The 22,754-nt window shown below is 70.9% G+C and carries 17 protein-coding genes and 1 pseudogene; 13 read left to right on the top strand and 5 right to left on the bottom strand.

The genetic code is table 11. The features are described from left to right. The first annotated feature begins 53 nt into the window (after positions 1-53). Positions 54-1,682 carry a chaperonin GroEL gene (gene groL / locus ABZ479_RS38980; RefSeq protein ID WP_499606485.1) on the top strand — a complete coding sequence of 543 codons (1,629 nt, stop codon included), beginning with the start codon at positions 54-56 and terminating at the stop codon, positions 1,680-1,682. Positions 1,683-1,748: 66 nt separating this feature from the next. On the opposite strand, the gene ABZ479_RS38985 is transcribed toward groL, so the two are convergent. From ABZ479_RS38985 to ABZ479_RS38995, 3 genes are all read right to left on the bottom strand, one after another. Beyond that, positions 1,749-2,534 (bottom strand): SDR family NAD(P)-dependent oxidoreductase, encoded by a 786-nt coding sequence (locus tag ABZ479_RS38985; RefSeq protein WP_500465997.1) that lies wholly within the window; start codon positions 2,532-2,534, stop codon positions 1,749-1,751. A gap of 10 nt (positions 2,535-2,544) precedes the next feature. Further along, positions 2,545-3,204 (bottom strand): MOSC domain-containing protein, encoded by a 660-nt coding sequence (locus tag ABZ479_RS38990; protein WP_500465998.1) that lies wholly within the window; start codon positions 3,202-3,204, stop codon positions 2,545-2,547. A gap of 76 nt (positions 3,205-3,280) precedes the next feature. Continuing rightward, positions 3,281-4,336, bottom strand: a complete 1,056-nt coding sequence (locus ABZ479_RS38995) for an aminotransferase class V-fold PLP-dependent enzyme (RefSeq protein ID WP_500465999.1) — start codon at positions 4,334-4,336, stop codon at positions 3,281-3,283. An 84-nt stretch (positions 4,337-4,420) separates the two neighbouring features. Here ABZ479_RS38995 and ABZ479_RS39000 point away from each other — a divergent pair, with 84 nt between their 5' ends. After that, a complete protein-coding gene (locus ABZ479_RS39000; protein ID WP_500466001.1) occupies positions 4,421-5,344 on the top strand; it encodes a LysR family transcriptional regulator in 924 nt (307 codons plus the stop codon). 68 nt (positions 5,345-5,412) lie between these two features. Here ABZ479_RS39000 and ABZ479_RS39005 read toward each other — a convergent pair whose 3' ends face one another. Continuing rightward, complete coding sequence (locus tag ABZ479_RS39005) at positions 5,413-5,727, bottom strand: WhiB family transcriptional regulator (RefSeq protein ID WP_319138961.1); 315 nt, start codon at positions 5,725-5,727, stop codon at positions 5,413-5,415. A 470-nt stretch (positions 5,728-6,197) separates the two neighbouring features. On the opposite strand from ABZ479_RS39005, the gene ABZ479_RS39010 reads away from it, so the two are divergent. From ABZ479_RS39010 to ABZ479_RS39050, 9 genes are all read left to right on the top strand, one after another. Beyond that, the gene (locus ABZ479_RS39010) at positions 6,198-6,809 is read left to right on the top strand and encodes a response regulator transcription factor (RefSeq protein ID WP_003948568.1); all 612 of its coding nucleotides are present in this window, start codon (positions 6,198-6,200) and stop codon (positions 6,807-6,809) included. Between the two features lie 262 nt (positions 6,810-7,071). After that, the gene (locus tag ABZ479_RS39015; RefSeq protein ID WP_499606489.1) at positions 7,072-7,686 is read left to right on the top strand and encodes a sigma-70 family RNA polymerase sigma factor; all 615 of its coding nucleotides are present in this window, start codon (positions 7,072-7,074) and stop codon (positions 7,684-7,686) included. Between the two features lie 99 nt (positions 7,687-7,785). Next, positions 7,786-9,288, top strand: coding sequence for an IMP dehydrogenase (guaB, locus tag ABZ479_RS39020; RefSeq protein WP_500466002.1), 1,503 nt, complete (start codon positions 7,786-7,788; stop codon positions 9,286-9,288). 108 nt (positions 9,289-9,396) lie between these two features. After that, a complete protein-coding gene (locus tag ABZ479_RS39025; RefSeq protein ID WP_326572831.1) occupies positions 9,397-10,518 on the top strand; it encodes a GuaB3 family IMP dehydrogenase-related protein in 1,122 nt (373 codons plus the stop codon). Between the two features lie 278 nt (positions 10,519-10,796). Then, complete coding sequence (locus tag ABZ479_RS39030; RefSeq protein ID WP_500466010.1) at positions 10,797-11,975, top strand: glycoside hydrolase family 26 protein; 1,179 nt, start codon at positions 10,797-10,799, stop codon at positions 11,973-11,975. Positions 11,976-12,381: 406 nt separating this feature from the next. Beyond that, on the top strand, positions 12,382-13,833 hold the full coding sequence (locus ABZ479_RS39035) for a glycosyltransferase family 2 protein (protein ID WP_500466003.1): 1,452 nt from the start codon (positions 12,382-12,384) through the stop codon (positions 13,831-13,833). A gap of 56 nt (positions 13,834-13,889) precedes the next feature. Further along, complete coding sequence (locus ABZ479_RS39040) at positions 13,890-15,101, top strand: glycoside hydrolase family 113 (protein WP_500466004.1); 1,212 nt, start codon at positions 13,890-13,892, stop codon at positions 15,099-15,101. Between the two features lie 16 nt (positions 15,102-15,117). Further along, the gene (manB, locus tag ABZ479_RS39045; protein WP_500466005.1) at positions 15,118-16,218 is read left to right on the top strand and encodes a mannose-1-phosphate guanylyltransferase; all 1,101 of its coding nucleotides are present in this window, start codon (positions 15,118-15,120) and stop codon (positions 16,216-16,218) included. 49 nt (positions 16,219-16,267) lie between these two features. Further along, a complete protein-coding gene (locus tag ABZ479_RS39050) occupies positions 16,268-18,343 on the top strand; it encodes an acyltransferase family protein (protein ID WP_500466006.1) in 2,076 nt (691 codons plus the stop codon). Between the two features lie 33 nt (positions 18,344-18,376). Here the strand turns inward: ABZ479_RS39050 and ABZ479_RS39055 are convergent, their stop codons facing one another. Next, positions 18,377-19,612 (bottom strand): nucleotide sugar dehydrogenase, encoded by a 1,236-nt coding sequence (locus ABZ479_RS39055; RefSeq protein ID WP_500466007.1) that lies wholly within the window; start codon positions 19,610-19,612, stop codon positions 18,377-18,379. 1,171 nt (positions 19,613-20,783) lie between these two features. On the opposite strand from ABZ479_RS39055, the gene ABZ479_RS39060 reads away from it, so the two are divergent. Beyond that, positions 20,784-22,490: a glycerol-3-phosphate dehydrogenase/oxidase gene (locus ABZ479_RS39060; protein WP_500466008.1), complete on the top strand. Its 1,707-nt coding sequence runs from the start codon at positions 20,784-20,786 to the stop codon at positions 22,488-22,490. 103 nt (positions 22,491-22,593) lie between these two features. After that, positions 22,594-22,754 (top strand): annotated as a pseudogene (locus ABZ479_RS39065) (serine/threonine protein kinase); the annotation flags it as partial.

A 22,754-nucleotide genomic window follows, 5' to 3' on the forward strand; every position in this document is an offset into this window, starting at 1 on the left:
GGACCCGGGGCGCGGTCTTCGACGAGAACCCAAAGACGAGGAATTCCGCCGGTATGGCCAAGATCCTGAAGTTCGACGAGGACGCGCGTCGCGCCCTTGAGCGCGGCGTGAACAAGCTCGCCGACACCGTGAAGGTGACGATCGGCCCCAAGGGCCGCAACGTCGTCATCGACAAGAAGTTCGGCGCCCCGACCATCACCAACGACGGTGTCACCATCGCGCGTGAGGTCGAGATCGAGGACGCGTACGAGAACCTCGGCGCGCAGCTCGTGAAGGAGGTGGCGACCAAGACCAACGACATCGCGGGTGACGGCACCACCACCGCCACGGTGCTCGCCCAGGCGCTGGTCCGCGAGGGTCTGCGCAACGTGGCCGCCGGCGCCTCCCCCGCCGCCCTGAAGAAGGGCATCGACGCGGCCGTCAAGGCCGTCTCGGACGAGCTGCTCGCCACCGCCCGCCCGATCGAGGGCAAGGACGACATCGCCGCCGTCGCCGCGCTGTCCGCCCAGGACAAGCAGGTCGGCGAGCTGATCGCCGAGGCGATCGACAAGGTCGGCAAGGACGGTGTCATCACCGTCGAGGAGTCCAACACCTTCGGCCTGGAGCTGGACTTCACCGAGGGCATGGCCTTCGACAAGGGCTACCTGTCGCCGTACTTCGTGACGGACCAGGAGCGCCAGGAGGCCGTCCTGGAGGACCCGTACATCCTCATCACCCAGGGCAAGATCGCCTCCATCCAGGACCTGCTCCCGCTGCTGGAGAAGATCCTGCAGGCCGGCGCCTCCAAGCCGCTGCTGATCATCGCCGAGGACGTCGAGGGCGAGGCCCTGTCCACCCTGGTGGTCAACAAGATCCGCGGCACCTTCAACGCCGTCGCGGTGAAGGCCCCCGGCTTCGGCGACCGCCGCAAGGCCATGCTCGGCGACATCGCCACCCTCACCGGTGGCACCGTCGTCGCCGAGGAGGTCGGCCTCAAGCTCGACCAGGTCGGCCTGGACGTGCTCGGCAGCGCCCGCCGCGTGACCGTCACCAAGGACGACACCACCATCGTCGACGGTGGCGGCGAGTCCGCGGAGATCAGCGGCCGGGTCAACCAGATCAAGGCCGAGATCGCCTCCACCGACTCCGACTGGGACCGCGAGAAGCTCCAGGAGCGCCTCGCCAAGCTGGCCGGCGGCGTGTGCGTCATCCGTGTCGGCGCGGCCACCGAGGTCGAGCTCAAGGAGAAGAAGCACCGTCTGGAGGACGCCATCTCCGCGACCCGCGCCGCGGTCGAGGAGGGCATCGTCTCCGGTGGTGGCTCCGCGCTCGTCCACGCGGTCAAGGTGCTCGAGGACGGCCTCGGCAAGACCGGCGACGAGGCCACCGGTGTCGCGGTCGTCCGCCGCGCCGCGGTCGAGCCGCTGCGCTGGATCGCCGAGAACGCCGGCCTGGAGGGCTACGTCATCACCTCCAAGGTCGCCGAGCTGGAGAAGGGCCACGGCTTCAACGCCGCGACCGGCGAGTACGGCGACCTGGTGAAGTCCGGCGTCATCGACCCGGTCAAGGTCACCCGCTCCGCCCTGGAGAACGCCGCCTCCATCGCCTCCCTGCTCCTCACCACCGAGACCCTCGTGGTGGAGAAGAAGGAGGAGGAGCCCGCCGAGGCCGGTCACGGTCACGGTCACGGCCACTCCCACTGAGCTGGACCGCGAAGGCCCCCGTTCCCACCCGGGAACGGGGGCCTTCGGGCTGCCTGAGGGCGGGCCTCAGTCGCGGGGGGAGGCCGGCCCGAAGCTCCGCCCCGCCTTCGACGAGAGGCGGCCCAGCGTCCCGTACGGCGCCACCCTGGCCGCGGCCACCGCGACCTTGTAGCGGGCGTCGGGCACGCTGACGGACCGGCCGCGGGCCAGGTCCCGCAGGCCGGCGGCGACCACCTTGTCGGCGTCCAGCCAGGCCCAGGACGGGATGCCGCCGGTGTCGATCCCGGCCCGCTCGTGGAACTCGGTGCGGACGAAGCCCGGGCACAGCGCCATCAGCCGCACCCCGGTGCCCGCGAGCTCCCGGGCCACGCCCTGGGTGAAGCTGACGACCCACGCCTTGCTCGCCCCGTACGTGCCGCGCGGCGCGAAGGCCGCCACCGAGGCCACGTTGACCACGAAGCCGCGCCCACGCTCGCCCATGGCTCCGGCCGCGGCGCCGGTCAGCCGCAGGACCGCCTCGCAGTGCACCTTGAGCATGGTCAGCTCCTCGGCCACCGGCACGTCGCCGAAGCGGCCCCGGTTGCCGAAGCCGGCGTTGTTGACCAGCACGTCGACCGGCCGTTCGCGGTCCCGCAGCCGTGCCTCGACCGCCTCGATGCCGCTGTCCTGCGACAGGTCGGCGGGCAGCACCTCCACGGCGACGCCGTACGTGCGCCGCAGTTCCCCGGCGTTCTCCTCCAGCCGCTGCCCGTCGCGGGCGACCAGGACCAGGGCGTGACCGTCCTTCGCCAGCCGGCGTGCGAAGGCCGCGCCGATTCCCGCGGTGGCTCCCGTGATCAGTGAAGTCGTCATGCCCCGCAGGCTAGTGAGCCCCCGTCCGCCGGCGGGCCGCGGCGCGCACGTCCGCCGGGAGCGCGTCCGCCGCCAGCAGCCGGGGGAGCAGCGCGGGCTCCAGGGTGACCGCGCGGAAGGTCAGCGCGACGGTGACGCCGTGGTCCGGGCGGTGGACGACCTCGACCGGGTCGCCGGGGCGGACCTCACCGGCCTCGGCGACCCGCAGGTAGGCGCCGGGCAGCGCGGCCCGCGTGAACGTCTTGATCCAGCCGCCCTGTTCCAGCCAGCCCTGGAAGGTGGCGCAGGGGATCCGGGGGCAGGACACCTCCAGCACGGCGCCGTCCGGCCCGCCGATCCGCCAGCGCTCGCCGATCAGCGCCTCGTTGACGTCCAGGCCCGAGGTCGTCAGGTTCTCCCCGAACATGCCGTTGCGCAGCGGCAGGTCGAGCCGGCGCTCCCAGGTGTCCAGGTCCTCGCGGGCGTAGGCGTAGACCGCCTGGTCGGCGCCGCCGTGGTGCGCCACGTCGTGGGCCCGGTCGCCGGCGAGGCCGACCGCGCCGGTGCCCTTGGGGCCCGGTGCGGTCACCGCCACCGGGCCCGGGACCGGGTGCTTGTCGATGCCGGTCGTCCCGGTCGTCTTCCACGGGTTCGGTCGGGGCCGGCCCACGTTCACCGAGAGCAGCTTCATCCCGCGACCGTACGGCGCCGGCCGGTACCCGGCGAGGTGTTTTCCGGCGGCTGTTCTCCGGCGGCCGGGCGGGTGCTCAGCCCGCGAGGACCCGCAGCAGCCGGTCCACGTCGGCCTCGGTGTTGTACAGGTGGAACGCCGCCCGCAGGTTCCCGGCCCGGGCCGAGACCCGGATGCCGGCCGCGGCCAGCCGCTCCGCCGCGTCGCCCAGACCGGGCACGGCCACGATCGCCGAGGCGCCTGCGCCGGACGGCACCGCCTTGTGGCCCAGCCGCAGCAGTCCCGCCCGGAAGCGCTCGGCCAGCGCGACGTCGTGCGCGCCGACGGCCTCGACGCCCAGTTCCTCGATCAGTCCCAGGGAGGCCGCCGCCGCCACGTACGGCAGCAGCGGCGGCAGCACGTCGAAGCGCCGGGCGGAACGCGCGAGGTGCGCGACCGGCCCGTAGCAGTCGCCCCAGGGGTCCTCGGCCGCGTACCAGCCGGCGAACTGCGCCGACAGCCCGTCCTCGGCCCCCTCCCGCACGGTCAGGAAGGACACCCCGCGCGGGGCGAGCAGCCACTTGTAGCCCCCGCACACCACGTAGTCGAGGCCGTCCGCGCGCAGCGGCAGCCAGCCGACCGCCTGGGTGGCGTCGACGAGCACGCGCGCCCCGTGCCGGGACGCGGCCTCGCGGACCGCCGCCAGGTCGGCGACCCGGCCGTCCGCGGACTGCACCGCGCTGACGGCGACGAGGCCGGTGCCGGGGCGTACCGCGTCGGCGACGCCCTCCAGGGGCACGGTGCGCACCGTGACGTCGGCGCGGGAGGCGAAGGGGTTGACCAGCGAGCTGAAGTCGCCGTCGGCCAGCACGACTTCGGCCCCGGCGGGGAGCGCCGCGGCGATCATGCCGACGTGCGTGGTGACGGAGGAGCCGACGGCGACGCGGTCGGCGCCGACCCCGGTGAGGCGGGCGTAGGCGGCACGGGCGGCCGACAGGGCGCGCTCGTGGCGTACCCAGTCGTCGGTGCCGTCGGACCAGGTGCCCACGGCGGTGCGCAGCGCCTCGGCGGAGCGGAGCGGGCCGACGCCCGACGAGGCGGTGTTGAGGTAGGTGGTACCGGCGTCCAGCGCGAATTCCCCGGCGATGTCCATGGTTCCTCAGCCTGCCCCCCGAACTGCCCAAAGTCCATCATCGATCACCGAACGCGACCCCCAAGGAACGCTTATGCTCGGAGCGTGTTCGAGGCCCGTCACCTCCGTGTGCTGCGCGCCGTGGCCCGTACCGGCTCGCTGTCGGGCGCCGCGCGCGAACTGGGCTGCACGCAGCCGGCGGTCAGCCAGCAGATGAAGGCGCTGGAACTCGCCGCGGGCACCCCGCTGCTGGTCCGCGGCGGGCGGACGACCCGGCTGACCGACGCGGGCGAGGCGCTGGCCCGGCACGCGAGCGGCATCCTCGCGGGGCTCGCCGCCGCGGAGGAGGAGGTCGCGGCCATCGGGGGGCTGCGCGCCGGCCGGGTGCGGCTGGTGTCGTTCCCGAGCGCCGGCCCGTCCCTGGTGCCGACCGCGCTGGCCGCCATGCGCGCCGCGCACCCGGACGTACGGATCACGCTGGCCGAGGCGCAGCCGCCGCGCGCGGTGGAGATGCTGCGCGCCGGGGAGTGCGAACTGGCACTGGTCTACCGCTACGAGGACGACCGGGGTGCCGAGGACGCGGCCGCCTGGGAGGGGCTGCTGGTGCGCCGGTTGCTGACCGACCGGCTCTTCGCGGTGCTGCCGGCCGGGCACGCGCTGGCCGGCGGCGGGGGCCCGGTGCGGCTGTCCGACCTCGCGGACGAGCCGTGGATCGCGGGCTGCCCCTACTGCCGCCGGCACCTGGTCGAGCTGTGCGGGCGGGAGGGCTTCGAGCCCCGCATCGACTTCGCGACCGACGACTACCCGGCGGCGGTCGGCCTGGTGGCGTCGGGCATGGGCGTCTCGGCGCAGCCCGGTCTGGCGCTGGAGGCCGTCCGGCTGCGCGGAGTGGCCGTGCGCGAGCTGCGGCCGGCGGTACGCCGGGACGTGGCGGCGCTGACGCTGCCCGACCTGGCCCAGGTGCCGGCCGTCGACATGATGCTGGGGCGGCTGCGGCTCGCGGCCCTGCGCGACCCCGCGACGGCCTGAGCCCGCGGCACCGCGGGCGCGCCGTCGCTTGTGATGAAACGTTTCCTCGTCGGCTGACGTCCGGTGGGTCAGTGACTGCCGGTGGCGTGCGAGCTCATGACCCGGTTGCGGGACCGGCCCATCATCTCCTCGCGCTCGTCCTCGGTGAGTCCGCCCCAGACCCCGTAGGGCTCGCGGACCGTCAGAGCGTGCGTCGCGCACTCGGCGCGTACGGGGCAGCGCATGCACACCTCCTTCGCCGCCGCCTCACGCGCGCTCCGGGCGGCACCGCGCTCTCCCTCGGGGTGGAAGAACAGGGAGCTGTCGACGCCGCGGCAGGCGGCGACAAGCTGCCAGTCCCAGAGGTCGGCGTTGGGGCCCGGGAGGCGGGAGAAGTCTGCCATTGCTCATCTCCTCGAGAGGTGGGCTGCAGGGACACCGTCCAGGCGCGAAGCTCTGGGAGGGTGCTGTCGACGTTACATCTACTGTCGAAGTAGATGTAAATATGATTCATCACAAAATCGCCAACGAACTCCCGCCATGCGGGTAAAAAGCCTCCAAACAGGCAAAATCTGACATTGCCCCCCGGTCGGCGGCTGATGTGTGCTGCAAGCGGGCGCCCGTCGTGCCGCTTTTTGAGGCCCGGCGAACGGCCGCGACCTGGGATGTTGCTGATCCGTGTCGGTCCGCGCACGGAGAGTGCGGGAGTCGCCCGCCAAACTCCGTAACTCTTTCGAGTGAGGGTCGTTGAAGGTGCGGAAGTGGTTGGCGGTCGAACTAATCGGGCAGGCGCCCGAGGCCGTCATCCCCACCGGTGAACGATTCGTACAGCCTGGAGGCTCAACGTGACGCGGATCAGCTGCGGAGGACGGTCATGACTTCCGTTCTCGTCTGCGACGACTCCCCGCTTGCCCGAGAGGCCCTGCGCCGCGCGGTCGCGACCGTGCCCGGCGTGGAGCGCGTGACGACCGCGGCCAACGGCGAGGAAGTCCTCCGCCGCTGGGGCGCCGACCGCTCGGACCTCATCCTCATGGACGTCCGGATGCCCGGCCTCGGCGGCGTCGAGACCGTACGGCGGCTGCTGTCCGCCGACCCCGGCGCCCGCATCATCATGCTCACGGTCGCCGAGGACCTGGACGGGGTGGCCCTCGCGGTCGCCGCCGGTGCCCGTGGATACCTGCACAAGGACGCCTCGCGCGCCGAGTTGCGGGCCACGGTCACCCAGGCGCTGGCCGACCCGACCTGGCGGCTCGCCCCGCGCCGGCTGCGCTCGGCCGAGATGGGCGCCGCCCCGACCCTGACCGCCCGCGAGATCCAGGTGCTGGAGGGCATGAGCCACGGCCGCTCCAACGCCGAGATCGGCCGCGAGCTCTTCCTCTCCGAGGACACCGTCAAGACGCACGCGCGACGCCTCTTCAAGAAGCTCGGCGCCTCGGACCGGGCCCACGCGGTGGCGCTCGGCTTCCGCTGGGGCCTGGTGCGCTGAGGCAGCGGCTTCAAGGGCTGGAGGGGCCGATGAGCTGTGGGGCGGCTGTGCGGCTGCCCCGCTCGTACCGGTTTCCGCGCCGAGGGCGCATGCTTGAGGTATGGACTCTCGGGGACACGGTCGGGCGGGGCGGCGGGTGCACGACATGACTACGGCCGGTGCGGTCCCTCGAAGCGCCCCGCACGGCGCGCCGCATAACGCTTCGGAGCACAACCACGGGTCCGAGCCCACGGAGCGGCCCTCGGCGATGCACTATGGACGGATGCGCGACGAGGCCACCGGCAATGAGACAGCCATAGGGGCACTCGTACGTCGGGCCGTGGACGGCGACGAGCAGGCGACGCACGATCTGCTCGCCCACGTGCACCCGCTCGCCGTGCGCTACTGCCGTACCAGGCTGTCGCGGCTGCCGGGCGACGCGCGCCACTTCGTGGACGACCTCGCCCAGGAGGTCTGCCTCGCGGTGCTGTGCGCACTGCCCCGCTACCGGGACCAGGGCCGGCCCTTCGAGGCGTTCGTCTTCGGCATCGCCGCGCACAAGGTCGCCGACCTGCAGCGGGCCGCCATGCGCGGTCCGGGCTCGACGGCCGTGCCCTCCGACGAGATGCCGGAGCAGCCGGACGCCTCGCTCGGGCCCGAGGAGCGGGCGCTGCTCAGCAGCGACGCGGAGTGGGCGAGGAAGCTGCTCGCCAACCTCCCGGAGCACCAGCGGGAGCTGGTGCTGCTCCGCGTCGCCGTGGGCCTCACCGCGGAGGAGACCGGTCAGGTGCTCGGCATGTCGCCGGGCGCCGTCCGGGTCGCCCAGCACCGGGCGCTGTCCCGGCTGCGCGCGCTGGCGGAGGAAGCCGCCGCCGGCGCCCCCGGGTTGAGCGCCTGACGCACGCCGTCCCGGCCCCCGCACCAGGGGCGGAACAGGTTTCCCGCGGGAGCCATTAGCATTGAACATCTCGCCGGGCAAGACCATGGGGAAGGTGTCATGACGTTGAACGCCGACGGAGTAGCCGAGAAGTTCGGGTTGCTCGGACTCACCTACGACGACGTGCTGCTGCTCCCAGGCGCGTCGGACGTCGTGCCGAACCAGGTCGACACCCGCTCGAAGGTCTCCCGGAACGTCAGCGTGAACATCCCGCTGCTGTCGGCGGCGATGGACAAGGTCACCGAGGCGCGGATGGCCATCGCGATGGCCCGCCAGGGCGGTGTGGGCGTCCTCCACCGCAACCTGTCCATCGAGGACCAGGTCAACCAGGTCGACCTGGTGAAGCGGTCCGAGTCCGGCATGGTGACCGACCCGATCACCGTCCACCCCGACGCCACCCTCGCCGAGGCCGACGCCCTGTGCGGCAAGTTCCGCATCAGCGGCGTCCCCGTCACGGACGCCTCCGGCAAGCTGCTGGGCATCGTGACCAACCGCGACATGGCCTTCGAGAGCGACCGCTCCCGGCAGGTCCGCGAGGTCATGACGCCGATGCCGCTGGTCACCGGCAAGGTCGGCATCTCCGGTGTCGACGCGATGGACCTGCTGCGCAAGCACAAGATCGAGAAGCTGCCGCTCGTCGACGACGAGGGCCGCCTCAAGGGCCTGATCACGGTCAAGGACTTCGTCAAGGCCGAGAAGTACCCCAACGCCGCCAAGGACGCCGAGGGCCGGCTGCTGGTCGGCGCCGCGGTGGGCGTCGGCGACGAGTCCTTCCTGCGCGCCCAGCGGCTGGTCGAGGCCGGTGCCGACTTCCTGGTCATCGACAGCGCGCACGGCCACAGCCGCGGCATCCTCGACATGGTCGCCAAGGTCAAGGCCAACATCAGGATCGACGTGGTGGCCGGCAACGTCGCCACCCGCGACGGGGCCCAGGCGCTGATCGACGCGGGCGCCGACGGCATCAAGGTCGGTGTCGGCCCCGGCTCCATCTGCACCACCCGCGTGGTCGCCGGCGTCGGCGCCCCGCAGGTGACGGCGATCTACGAGGCCTCCCTCGCGGCCGGCCCGGCCGGCGTCCCGCTGATCGGCGACGGCGGCCTGCAGTACTCCGGCGACATCGCCAAGGCCATCGCGGCCGGCGCGGACACCGTCATGCTGGGCAGCCTCCTCGCGGGCTGCGAGGAGTCGCCGGGCGAGCTGCTCTTCATCAACGGCAAGCAGTTCAAGTCGTACCGCGGCATGGGCTCGCTCGGCGCGATGCAGTCGCGCGGGCAGGCCCAGTCCTACTCCAAGGACCGCTACTTCCAGGACAACGTGCTCTCCGAGGACAAGCTCGTCCCCGAGGGCATCGAGGGCCAGGTGCCCTACCGCGGCCCGCTCTCCGCGGTGGCCCACCAGCTCATCGGCGGCCTGCGCTCCTCCATGGGCTACGTCGGCTCCGCGACGATCCCCGAGCTCAAGGAGAAGGGCCGCTTCGTGCGGATCACCGCGGCCGGGCTCAAGGAGAGCCACCCGCACGACATCCAGATGACCACCGAGGCGCCGAACTACCACACGCGCTGACGGTACGAGCGGACGAACCGGAGCCCGCGGCCGCGCACGGCCGCGGGCTTCCGCCTGCCCTGCCTGGGATACTGGACGGGCAGGCCACGAAGGAAAGGCATAGCGACAGTGACTGAGATCGAGATCGGGCGGGGCAAGCGCGGCCGCAGGGCATACGCATTCGACGACATCGCCGTCGTCCCGAGCCGTCGTACGCGGGACCCCAAGGAGGTCTCGATCGCCTGGCAGATCGACGCCTACCGCTTCGAGCTGCCCTTCCTCGCAGCCCCGATGGACTCCGTGGTCTCCCCGGAGACCGCGATCCGCATCGGCAACCTGGGCGGCCTCGGCGTGCTCAACCTCGAGGGCCTGTGGACCCGCTACGAGGACCCCGAGCCGCTGCTCGCCGAGATCGCGGAGCTGGACGACGCCTCCGTCACCCGGCGCCTGCAGGAGCTCTACGCGGCGCCGATCAAGGAGGAGCTGATCGGGCAGCGCATCAAGGAGGTGCGCGACGCCGGTGTGGTCACGGCCGCCGCGCTCTCCCCGCAGCGCACCGCGCAGTTCTCCAAGGCCGTGGTCGACGCGGGCGTGGACATCTTCGTCATCCGCGGCACGACGGTCTCCGCCGAGCACGTGTCGGGCTCCCACGAGCCGCTCAACCTCAAGCAGTTCATCTACGAGCTCGACGTCCCGGTCATCGTCGGCGGCTGCGCCACCTACACCGCCGCGCTGCACCTGATGCGCACCGGCGCCGCGGGCGTCCTCGTCGGCTTCGGCGGCGGCGCCGCTCACACCACCCGCAACGTCCTCGGCATCCAGGTGCCGATGGCGACCGCGGTCGCCGACGTGGCCGCGGCCCGCCGCGACTACATGGACGAGTCCGGCGGCCGCTACGTGCACGTCATCGCCGACGGCGGCTTCGGCTCCAGCGGCGACCTGCCCAAGGCGATCGCCTGCGGCGCCGACTCCGTGATGATGGGCTCCCCGCTGGCCCGCGCCACCGACGCGCCCGGCCGCGGCTTCCACTGGGGCATGGAGGCCACCCACGAGGAGCTGCCGCGCGGCAAGCGCATGAACCTGGGCACCGCCGGCACGACCGAGCAGATCCTGCTCGGCCCCTCCCACGCGCCCGACGGCTCCATGAACTTCTTCGGCGCGCTGCGTCGCGCGATGGCCACGACCGGCTACTCCGAGCTGAAGGAGTTCCAGCGGGTCGAGGTCACGGTGTCGCCGACGCACCACCGCTGACCGCGCGGCACGTGCCCGCAGCGTGAACAGTGGCGCCGGCGCGCGCCGAAAATCGAGCGGGCCGGCGCCTCGGTGACGGCCTCGCACTGCCTGGGGGACTTTTCCTGATGCGTAAGGGGTGGACTCGATACGCCCTGTTCGGCGTGGTACTGGGGGTACTGCTGCCACTGATCGGGCCGGACTCGGCGCAGATGGGCGCAGTCGCTGCGCGACAGATCGTGACGGATGTGCGAGTCCGGGACCCCCAGGCGTCCTCGTCGGCTCGCGCGGTGTACACGATGCTCGCCGGGCTGGAGAACGACGCCCGCGCCGGCCGGCCCACCCACACCGTCATCGGCCAGCACGATGAGCTGCAAAACGAACGCTACAACGCCACCTACGGCGACTACCTGGGGCGCAAGCCGCCTGGCTACTACTACCGCAAACCCGCCGACATCGCCGGGCGGTTCCCAGGTTTCCTGGAGGTGGACCTGGGGCCCGGATACCAACAGTCGTCCTGGGGTGTCGGCGAGCCGCGCCCCTACTCGGCCGCGTGGCCGAGTTGCCGCCCGTACTGGGGCTACACCAACGACGCCGTGGACCTGGCCGCCGGCGTGTGGGAGGGAATGGGCTCCGCTTCCGCCCCCCGCCGGGACTGTTCCGACGGCACCATGGTGACACTGCCGGACAACGGTGGTGGCCCGGCGGGCATCGCCGGCATGTCGTTCCACGAGCCCTATCCGGGTAGCCCGGTGAAGGGCTTCACCCACACGTTGTGCCGCAACTCACCCGCAGCCCACGACCCGAAATGGTTCGCCCGGGTGGTGACGCCCGGCACGGCCGAGCAGCATGATCTGCTGGTCGACCTGTCCTTCCTCGCGGACCATCTGGCCTACCTCGCTGCTCGTGATGTACCGGTGCTGTTGCGGCCGTACCACGAGATGAACGCGCGTGACTGCGCCTCCGGGTTCTGGTGGGCCGGCCAGCGCCCCGAGTTGTACAGGAAACTGTGGCAGACGATGTACGACTACCTCGTCGGCACCCGAGGCCTGCACAACCTGATCTTCGTCTGGGCGCCCAGTCCCTGGGAGGGGAAGCACGCCACCGATCCCTGGGCGTACTACCCGGGCAGTGAATACGTCGACGTGGTGGGAGTCGACGACTACAGCGACACGCCGGAGCGGCCGTTCCGGGGGGAACCGTGGACGCAGATCTGGTACCGGGGGCTGGCGCGCTACGACAAACCGCGCATTATGGCGGAATCCTTCCATGTCCCGCTCTCCGCCGCGCAGCCCGCCACGCTCACGGCGGCGCCATGGGTGATCTGGAGCGTATGGGGAAGCGGGCTGACGAAGCACAACTCGCCATCGGATGTGCAGCGGACCTACTACGCGTCGGCCATTCTCACCGGCGGCACTTCGGCACAAGGCGGACGTTTCGACTGGGGATCACTGCACAAGTCCTCGCTTGATCGCTGATCGAGCGCACGGCGCTCATGTGCGATGAGCCGTACAGCGACAACCTGAAATGGTTGTACAGAGATGGCGTGAAGGTTCTCACGACCCGGGGAAGTTGATCGACGGAGGCCCAAAAGGCCAGGTCACCGAGGTCGCCTCTCGAGCATCACGTGTATCGTACGGTTAACTTTTGAACACAAGTTCTCCACGGGATTCCCTTGTGTGGTGCACGCGTGCGAGGATCGTTCTCCTGTTCGGTCAGTAGTTTCGATGCCTGGGGGGGCATCTGAGTGCCACTGGCTAAACGTCCGAAAGGCGTTTGAGGGGTGGGGGCTCGGGACGTTGTCGTGGTACGCCCAGCCGTGCCATGACCGGGGTTTTCGCTGCCTCAACGCATTGTCATCTTCAGGGGAGTTCAACAGTCGCCATGGCCGTCACACGGGTCGATGGGGTTGTGCCGCACTCGCGCCACAACGCCAAGTTGGCACAACGCACCGCCGCTTGGAAGCCGGGGATCCTGCCGTTCCTGATCCCCTTCACGCTGCTGCTGGCTTTCGGTCTGTGGTCGTACTCGCCCAGCCGGACCCCGCTCAGTTGGGCGCTGAGCATCGTCTGGTCGCTGCCCGTCGTGGGCGTGCTCGTGGGTATCCAGGGCGCGTGGCTCATCCGCCGGAGGATCAAGCGCAGCGTCAACATGGTGCCGCCCGCCCCTGTCGAGCAGGACTTCCTCATCGTGCTGGTGCCGACCATCGGGCGCCACGACACGTATCCGGCGCTTGAGCGCTCCGTGCTCTCGTACGTCGAACACCTGCCGGAATGGTTCCCGTACATGCGCGTGGACGTCCTCACCGAAGAGGGCTGCGAGGCCGCGGCGGACATCGACCGGCTGGCCACCGTCCACCCGCTGATCCGTGTCGTCACGGTGCCCAAGGCGTACGTCACGGCCAACGGCACCCGCTTCAAGGCGCGTGCCAACCACTACGCGCACGAGCTGCGCATCGCCGAGGGTGAGGCACTCGACGATGTGTGGGTGCTGCACATGGACGATGACACCGGGGTCGGTCCCGACACCGCGGCGGCGCTCGCGCAGTTCATCAACCGCCAGCGGCGCGCCGGGCCCGACGAAGCCAAGCACATGGCCCAGGGAATCCTCACCTATCCGCGGGAAAGCGCGGTCAACATGTTCACCTGGCTCGCCGACGCCGTTCGGCCGGCCGACGACATCGCGCGGTTCCGGGCACTCACCGGAATGGGAACCCCGGTGGCCGGTGTGCACGGTGAACTCCTCGTTCTGCGGGCCTCGATCGAGGCCACGATCGGCTGGGACTTCGGCCCGAAGGCAATTGTCGAGGACGCGCAACTCGCCCTCACGTTCTGCCGCCTTTATCCGGGGCGTAGCGACTGGTTCAACGGCCGTTGTTACGGTGCATCTCCCGCCACCGCCCAGGATTTCGTGAAGCAGCGCGACCGGTGGGCTTGGGGTCTGGTCGCCCTGTGCTTCAACCGGACGATTCCGCTCCGCTATCGGTGGTTCCTTGCCATCTGTGTGGCGACCTGGATCCTCGGCCCGCTCCAGCACATCGGCGCCGTGCTGCTTTTCGGCTGGCTCATTAATGACATGAACACCTCGCCCGTGACCCAGTCCGTCGTCATCCTCTGGGCCCTCAATTTCGCCTACGTCATCTGGACCTACTGGGAAGGTCTGAGGCTGAACGCGGTCGCGTCGACCAGTGGCCGGCGCAAGTGGTGGGAGCCGATCGTCGTGGTCGCCCTCATCCCCGTCTTCTCCGTGATGGAGGGACTCGGCGGCTTCAAGGGCTTCCTGAGGTTCGTCCGGCGCGAAGAGAACAAGTTCGTCGTCATCGCCAAGCCCGTCTGACCGCCCGGAAGACAACTGACATGCGCTCGCGCCTTCCCCTGCTCGCCATCTTTCCGGTGAGCGTCCTCAGCCTCGTGCTGGGCACCCCCTTCGTCCTCGGCGACCATCCGGTTCGCTGGGAGTCAGGCTCGGCGATCCCCAAGATCGCCGTAGGCGACGCCGTGGACTCCGACACTCCGAAGGGCGGCGCCGCCGATACGCCGTCGGCGTCCTCTCCGTCTTCTCCCTCGGACTCTCCGGCTTCCCCCGCCGAGGCCCTCCAGGTCGCCAAGCCCTGGAAGAAGGGCATGGCGCAGTGGGGCGTACAGATCTACTGGGAGGAGGAGAAGCAGAAACGATCCGGCACGTTCATCGAGGCACAGGCCGCCAAGCAGGCGAAGTACCTCATCGGCCTGGGCGCGAACTCGGTGTCGGTCTCGTTCCCGTTCTTCATCGAGAGCGCCACGTCAAACAAGCTCTCGGCCGGCGCCAAGACCCCGTCCCCGGAACGTCTCGAGCGCGTGCTGAAGGTCTTCAAGGACGCCGGGTTCCGCACCACCGTCCGCCCGATCCTGGACGAAGGCACCCTCGAGCAGTCGAACGGCTGGCGCGGAAACATCGAGCCCGACTCGCGCTCCGCCTGGTTCGCCTCGTACAAGCAGTTCCTCGCCCCGTACCTCAAGGTCGCCCAGGACACGAAGGCGGACACCTTCGTGATCGGCACCGAGCTGAACTCCCTGGAAGGCGACGTCGGCTGGGACGGCCTGGTCACCTACGCCGAGAAGGACTTCTCCGGTGAGGTCGCCTACGACGCCAACTGGGACAATTACGTCACCCGCCGGATCAACATGCCGGTCAGCCACCTCGGCGTCGACGCCTACTTCCCCATCAAGGTGCCGGACACCGCTCCGGTCCGGGACCTGGTCAAGGGCTGGAACGACTGGCTGGACAAGAAGGCCACCGGTCCGCTGCCGAACATCCTCGTCTCCGAGACCGGCATCGGCGCCATGGACGGCGCCTACCACGCCCCCGGCGACTTCTACGTCAAGCGAGCCGTCAACCCCCAGGTGCAGGCCAAATGGTACGACGCCGTCTGCCAGGTCGTGCAGGACCGGAAGATGCAAGGCATCTACTGGTGGTCGCTCTGGTTCGACGACGACCCGAACACCAAACCCGACGACAAGGTCGCTTCCCGGCTCGACTTCGCCGGACGCCCCCTCTCCGAGAAGGCCATCAAGTCCTGCTTCACCTCTGACTACGCGGGACCCGGTACCGCCCCCACCAGCTGACCGAGCGGAGGCAGTGATGCAAGAAGCCATCATTCTGGTCGGCGGCAAGGGAACCCGCCTGCGCCCGCTGACGAACCACACCCCGAAGCCGCTGCTCAACGTGGCGGGCTCGTCCTTCATCCGGCACCAGATCTCCAAGCTGATGGACGCCGGGGTCGAGCACGTGGTCTTCGCCACCTCGTACCTCGCCAGCCTCTTCGAGGAGGAGTTCAAGGACTTCTCCCGGGATCTGCGGATCTCCTACGCCGTCGAGGACGTCCCGCTCGGCACCGGCGGGGCCATCCGCAACGCCGCGCGCCTGCTGTGCGGCGGCCCCGCCGACGCACCGGTCCTCATCCTCAACGGCGACATCCTGTCGGGCGTCGACCTGCGCGCGCTCCTGGCTCGGCACGAGGAGAAGGACGCGGACGTCACTCTGTACCTCACCCGCGTCGCCGACCCGCGCGCATTCGGCCTCGTCCCCACCGACGAGGACGGCCGGGTCCTGTCCTTCCTCGAGAAGCCGAAGACGGCCGAGGAGTGCGTCACCGACCAGATCAACGCCGGCTGCTACGTCTTCGGCCGGTCCGTGCTGGAAACCATTCCCGCCGATCGCGAGGTGTCGGTCGAGCAGGAGACCTTCCCGCAGCTGGTCGCGCAGGGACGGCGCGTGTTCGGCCACACCACGGATGACTACTGGCGCGACCTCGGTACGCCGCTGGCCTTCGTCCACGGCTCGGCCGACCTGGTCACCGGCAAGGCGACCTCCCCCCTCGTGGAGCGTCCCGCCGAGGCACTGATCCATCCGACGGCCTCCGTCGATCCGACCGCGCTCGTCACGGGCGGCTCGACGATCGGCCCGCACGCCGTCATCGGTCCGCACGTGGTCGTCGACCGCTCCATCATCGGCGCGAACGTGACCGTGTCCGAAGGCGCCCGCATCCGCGAGTCCGTGGTCGACCACGACTCCTCGATCGGCAGCGAATCGTTCCTGCACGAGGTCGTCGTGGGCTGCCACGCCCACATCGGCGCGCAGAACGAGTTGCCCGCCCAACTGCGGCTGTCGTGCGGCATCCGCATTCCCGCCCAGGGGGTGCGTGTCAGCGGAACGGCTGTCGCCTGCCCGACGGTCCACTGAAGCAGCCGGTCGGCCCCCGCGGGCCCCACCGGGCATTTTCTGGAGAATCGTGACCACCCACGCCTCAACGGCCGTCAGCCCGCAGCTTCCGCCCCGGCACCGATCGGCGGATCCCCAGCCGGAGAAGACGGACCGCCTGCGCAAGTACCGCCCGGACCTTCAGGGTCTGCGTGCCGTCGCCATCATGATGGTGGTCGCGATGCACTGCGGCATCATCGACATCCATGGCGGCGTCGACATCAGCTTCGTGCTGAGCGGCTTCCTCATCGGCAGTCAGCTCCTCAGCGAGATCAGCCGGACCGGCAAGGTCTCGATGGGCAAGTTCTGGGCGCGGCGCTTCCGCCGGCTCGCGCCCGGTGCCTCGCTCACCATCGTGGTCACCGCCGCCTTCGCCTGGTTCTTCGCCGGTCCGTTCTCCTTCCGCGACTACATGAGGGACGGCTTCGCCGCCTCCCTGAGCTTCATCAACTGGCGACTCGCCGAGAACGGCACCGACTACTTCGCCAACGACGGAAGCCAGTCCCCCTACCAGCACTTCTGGTCGCTCGGCATCGAGGAGCAGTTCTACGTCGTCGCGCCGATCGCGCTCGTCGTCGTCGCCTTTCTCAGCCGGGTGCTCACCCGCAGCCGCTTCCTGATAGGGCTCTTCCTCGCCGCCGCCATCGCCGGCTCGCTCTACCTGTCGGTCACCCAGACCAAGTCCGACCAGCCACTCGCCTACTTCGGTACGCAGACCCGTGTCTGGGAGCTGGCCCTCGGCGTCTTCGTCGCTCTCAACGCCAGGCTCCTCTCCCGTATGAACCTGTGGTTCGCGGGGTTCCTCTCCTGGGTCGGCATCCTCGGCGCCGTGGGCACCGCGCTGCTCATCAACGAGCACACCCCGCTGCCCGGCTACGCGGTGGCCGGGCCGGTGGTGGGCGCCGCGCTGGTGATCGCCGGCGGCTGCGCCGCACCCCGCCTCGGTGCGGAGAAGCTCCTCGACAACCCGGTCTTCGACTTCATCGGCAACGCCAGCTACAGCTGGTACTTGCTGCACTGGCCGCTGCTCATCCTGTTCCCGGAGATCATCGACCGGGAGTTCGGCTACTCCGACCGCTGGCGGGTGGCGGTGATCTCCTTCCTCCTCGCCGTCTGCATGCACTACCTCATCGAGCGGCGCTTCAAGGCGAACGTCCGGATGGTCCAGATACCGTGGCGGGGCATCCTCATGGGGCTGTCCCTGACCGCCATCGCCGCCGTCGTCATGACGCTCGCCGTGCGTGTGGTGCCGCTCAACATCGGGGTGCAGACCACGGCCGGCGCCGTGGCGAAGGGCTACCAGGGCGCCGCGTCCGTCGAGCAGGCGGTGAAGGAACGCGATCATCCGGTGCTCAGCCAGGACACGCTGCTCAAGACGCCCGCCGATCGCGGCGACCACGGATGCATCGACCAGCTGCTCGTCACCGCGTTCGTCATGCAGGACAACTGCATCACCGGCGACACCTCGGCCAAGAAGACGATGGTCCTGCTCGGCGACTCGCACGCCTTCCAGTGGGGCAACGCGTTCAACGAACTCGGCCTGAAGCTGCACGTCAAGGTCATCACCGTGACCAAGAGCGGCTGCACCCCCGAGGTGTACCAGATCACCCGCGAGGACCTCGGGCGGGAGTACACCGAATGCACCGCCTGGCGGAAGACGGCCCTGGACAAGATCGACGAACTCCACCCCGACGTCATCGTGGTCACCAACCGCGTCCAGTGGACCACCACCCGGGCCGGCGCCGGCGAGACGTTCAAGCGGCTCCAGGCCAACGGCGCCAAGCTCGTCTACATGACCGACAGTCCGCACCCGAACTTCGCCGTCCCGGACTGCCTCGCCCAGAACTCTGACGGCGTGGCCGCATGCTCTCCCAAATCCGCGGCCATGCTCGACTTCCCCGAGTTCCGCAAGGCGGAGCGCGAGGAGGCAGAGAAGTACGGGTTCGACGTCATCGACACGGTCCCGGCGTTCTGCACCGACGGCTACTGCCCGGCGGTGATCGGCGGCGAGGTCGTCTACTGGGACTACAGCCACATGTCCGGGGCCTACTCGACCTCCCTGGAGCCGTACCTGAGGCCCCATTTCAAGCAGCTCCTGGAGAGCTGACCCACTGCCCGTACCGATCGAGGGCCGCGAGGCTCAAAGCCGCGCGGCCGCCCCGACCGGGGTGGCCCCGCGGGTGTCCAGCATCAACTGGGCCTTCACCGCCAGGCCCTGCATGTCGTAGGTGCGGTGGTGCTGGAGCAGGATCGTCAGGTCGGCGTCCGCCGCGGCCTCCCACAGCGAGTCGGCGCGGGGGACCGGGCGGTCCAGCACCCGCCACCTTGGGACGTACGGGTCGTGGTAGCTCAGCTGCGCCCCCAGCTCGGCCAGCCGGGCGCCGATCTCCCGGGCCGGCGAGCGCTCCTCGTCCGGCAGGTCCGGCTTGTACGTGACGCCCAGCAGCAGCACCCGGGCCCCGCGCAGCGACTTGCCGTGCTCGTTCAGCAGGGCCGCGGCGCGCTGCACCACGTAGCGCGGCATCCGGGCGTTGACCTCCTGCGCGTACTCGACCAGCCGCAGCGGGTGGCCGTGCACCCGGCCCTGGTACGGCGGGTGCCCGGGGTCCAGCGGCATGGTGTGGCCGCCGACCCCCGGGCCGGGGCGGAAGGCCTGGAAGCCGTGGGGACGGGTCTCGGCGCAGCGGATGACGTCCCAGACGTCCACGCCGATGTCGTGGCAGAACACGGCCATCTCGTTGGCCAGCGCGATGTTGACGTGCCGGTAGTTGGTCTCCAGCAGGTGCACGCTCTCCGCCTCGCGCACGCCGCGGGCCCGGACGATCCGCTCGGTGAACCGGCCGTAGAAGACGGCCGCGGCCTCCGTGCAGGCGGGGGTGAGCCCGCCGATCACCTTCGGCGTGCCGGGGTGGCGTGCGGGGGCGTACGCCAGGTGGAAGCCGTGGCCGGCCCGCAGGCCGGAGCCCTCCTCCAGCAGCGGACGCAGGAAGTCCTCCGTCGTCCCCGGGTACACCGGCGACTCCAGGACCACCGTGCTGTGCGGCCGCAGGTGCCCGGCCAGTGCGCGGGCGGCCTCGGCCAGCGCCGTCAGGTCCGGCTCCCCGCCCTCCCCGAGCGGCGTCGGCGCGCACAGCACGGCCGCCCGCGCCCGGCCCAGGGCGGCCGTGTCCGCGGTCGCCCGGAAGCCGCCCGCGAGCATCCGCCGCACGTCGGCGGCGGCGAGTGCGCCGCAGGGGACCCGGCTGCCGGCGTTGATCGCGTCCACCACGTGCTCGTCCGGGTCGTACCCGATGACCCCGAGGCCGGCGGCGCTGGCCGCCTGCGCGAGGGGCAGGCCGGCGGGGCCGAGTCCGATGACTGCGAGGTCTGAGGGCATGGGGGTCCTCTCCTGCGACGGGGGCGTCGTGGTACCCGAATGGCGCGAAATCAGGCTAACCAGACAGATAGCTGATATGACTGCACGCCACGCGGTGCGGCTCTGTATGCCCGGGGTCCGTGGGTGTGTGCGGCGCCGTTGTGGTTGTTGTTGCGGCCGGTTGTCGTGTGCGCGTCGTTTGCGCCTGCGGCGGGCTGTCTCCCACCCTCCCGCCTTCCCCCAGCCTTCGGCCGGGGGGACCCCCAGAACGCTCGCGGTTTACCCCAACATCGTCGGGCACCGCGTGCGCCGCTCGTCTCCCCCAGCCTTCGGCCGGGGGACCCCCATGGGCGCACCCCGCCACACCCCCCTCCCGTCTGTGTGGGCGCATGACGGCCGGAGGGGGGTGATGGGGTGCGCCCCTCCCCATGCCGCTGGAAACTGCCCTCACCAGGGGCCCCGGTCGCAGGCCGACCAAGAGTGTGCGCACCAGTGGCCGAGCGACATTCCCCCACAGGGGTTGCATGCGTTACGGCGAGCGCCGGGATGGCGGAAGCGCGCCCCTGGCCTCCAGCGAGCGGCCGACCCGTAACCGGGTTCAGTCTTGGGGCCACGCTGACCGGGCCAGATGGGGCCGGCCCCCTCGCCGAAGGCTGAGGGAGGGCGCGAACGAGCACACGGCAACGGGCCGCTCAGCAGGGATCAGCGTCCGCGCGCCCCGATGACGCCGCCGGTCCGACCCGTTCCGTTCCCTCATGGAGGGTCGCGCGGCCGTGGGCGTTCGGTGAGGCGAGTGCGGCAACCCCGGACCGCCTTCTCACCCCCCTCCGGCCGTCATGCGCCTACACGACGGGAGGGGGTGTGGCGGGGTGCGCCCGGAAACGACGAGCGGCGGACCCGGCGCCCAACGATGTAGGGGTAAACCGCGAGCGTTGAGGACGTGCGCCGGCGCGGCCCCGACCCACAGACGAACAGAGCGCAGGCCCGCGCTGACCGCGCCGGGCAATCGGGAGGGCGGGCGGGAGAACCGCCCGCCGCAGGCGCAACGGACCCGCACACAACCACCGACCGGCACACAAGAACGCACCCCGGCCCGGCGAAAGCCGACGTGCCGGGGGGCACGACACGGGTAACGATCGTGGGGACGGGGAATGCGCTGAGGCGCGACCCCGCGTCACGACGGGAGGCCAGGATGCTGACGGCGACACTGGGACCGGCGGAGCGTGCCTCCGCGCTCGCCCGGATGGCGGAACAGGAACTCGACGTGCTCGTGGTGGGCGCGGGCGTCGTGGGCGCCGGGACGGCGCTGGACGCCGCGACGCGCGGGCTGACGACCGGCATCGTGGAGGCCCGCGACTGGGCGTCCGGGACGTCGAGCCGGTCGAGCAAGCTGATCCACGGCGGACTGCGCTACCTGGAGATGCTGGACTTCGCCCTGGTCCGGGAGGCCCTCAAGGAGCGGGGACTGCTGCTCCAGCGCCTGGCGCCGCACCTGGTGAAGCCGGTGCCGTTCCTTTACCCGCTGCAGCACCGCGTCTGGGAGCGCTTCTACGCGGGCGCCGGCGTGACGCTGTACGACACGATGTCGCTGTCGTCCGGGCACGGCCGCGGGCTGCCGCACCACCGGCACCTGAGCCGCAAGAGCGCGTTGCGCGTGGCGCCGTGCCTGAAGAAGGACGCCCTGGTCGGGGCGCTGCAGTACTACGACGCGCAGATGGACGACGCCCGGTACACGATGACGCTGGTCAGGACGGCCGCCGCCTACGGCGCGCTGGCCGCGAACCGGGCCCGGGTGATCGGGTTCCTGCGCGAGGGCGAGCGCGTGGTGGGCGCCCGGGTCGAGGACGTGGAGGCCGGGGGCGTCTACGAGGTGCGCGCGCGGCAGATCGTGAACGCCACCGGGGTGTGGACGGACGACACGCAGGCGCTGATCGGGGAGCGCGGGCAGTTCCACGTGCGGGCGTCCAAGGGCATACACCTGGTCGTGCCGAAGGACCGGATCCACTCCGCGACGGGGCTGATCCTGCGGACCGAGAAGAGCGTGCTCTTCGTGATCCCCTGGGGCCGTCACTGGATCGTGGGGACGACGGACACCGACTGGGGCCTGGACAAGTCGCACCCGGCCGCGTCCAGCGCCGACATCGACTACCTGCTGGAGCACGTCAACTCGGTGCTCGCCGTGCCGCTGACCCGGGACGACGTGCAGGGCGTGTACGCGGGGCTGCGCCCGCTGCTGGCGGGCGAGTCCGAGGCCACCAGCCAGCTGTCGCGCGAGCACACCGTGGCGCACCCGGTGCCGGGCCTGGTGGTGGTCGCGGGCGGCAAGTACACCACGTACCGGGTGATGGCCAAGGACGCCGTGGACGCGGCCGTGCACGGCCTGACGCACCGGGTCGCCGAGTGCGTCACCGAGGACGTCCCGCTGGCCGGCGCGGAGGGCTACCACGCACTGTGGAACGCGCGGGCCAGGATCGCTTCGCGCACCGGCCTGCACGTGGCGCGGATCGAGCACCTGCTCAACCGCTACGGCTCGCTCTCCGAGGAACTGCTGCAGCTGATCGAGGAGGACCCCTCGCTGGGCCGCCCGCTCAGCGGGGCCGACGACTACCTGCGTGCCGAGGTCGTCTACGCCGCCTCGCACGAGGGCGCGCGGCACCTGGACGACGTGCTCACCCGGCGCACCCGCATCTCCATCGAGACCTTCGACCGCGGCACGCTCAGCGCCCGGGAGGCCGCCGAGCTGATGGCGCCCGTCCTGGGCTGGGACAAGGAGCAGGTGGAGAAGGAGGTCGAGCACTACGAGAAGCGGGTGGAGGCCGAGCGGGAGTCCCAGCGCCAGCCCGACGACCAGACCGCGGACGCCGCCCGCCTGGGCGCCCCGGACATCGTCCCGCTGTGAGCCGCCGCCGGTACGCCGGGTGAGGCGTGGGCCACGGCCTTGACGGGATCCGTGGCCCGGCCGGATATCGTTCCTTCTCGTACGTGGCAGGAAGGGGCGCACGATGTCCGACCTCGGACGCCTGGTGGCCGGCAGGTACCGGCTGGTCGAGCGGATCGGCCGTGGCGGCATGGGCACGGTCTGGCGGGCCGAGGACGAGCTGCTGGGACGCGCGGTGGCGGTGAAGCGCCTGCACCCGCCGCAGCCGCACCTGCACGAGGACGA

Source organism: Streptomyces sp. NPDC005722 (assembly GCF_040630935.1).
In the GTDB taxonomy this organism is placed as follows: domain Bacteria; phylum Actinomycetota; class Actinomycetes; order Streptomycetales; family Streptomycetaceae; genus Actinacidiphila.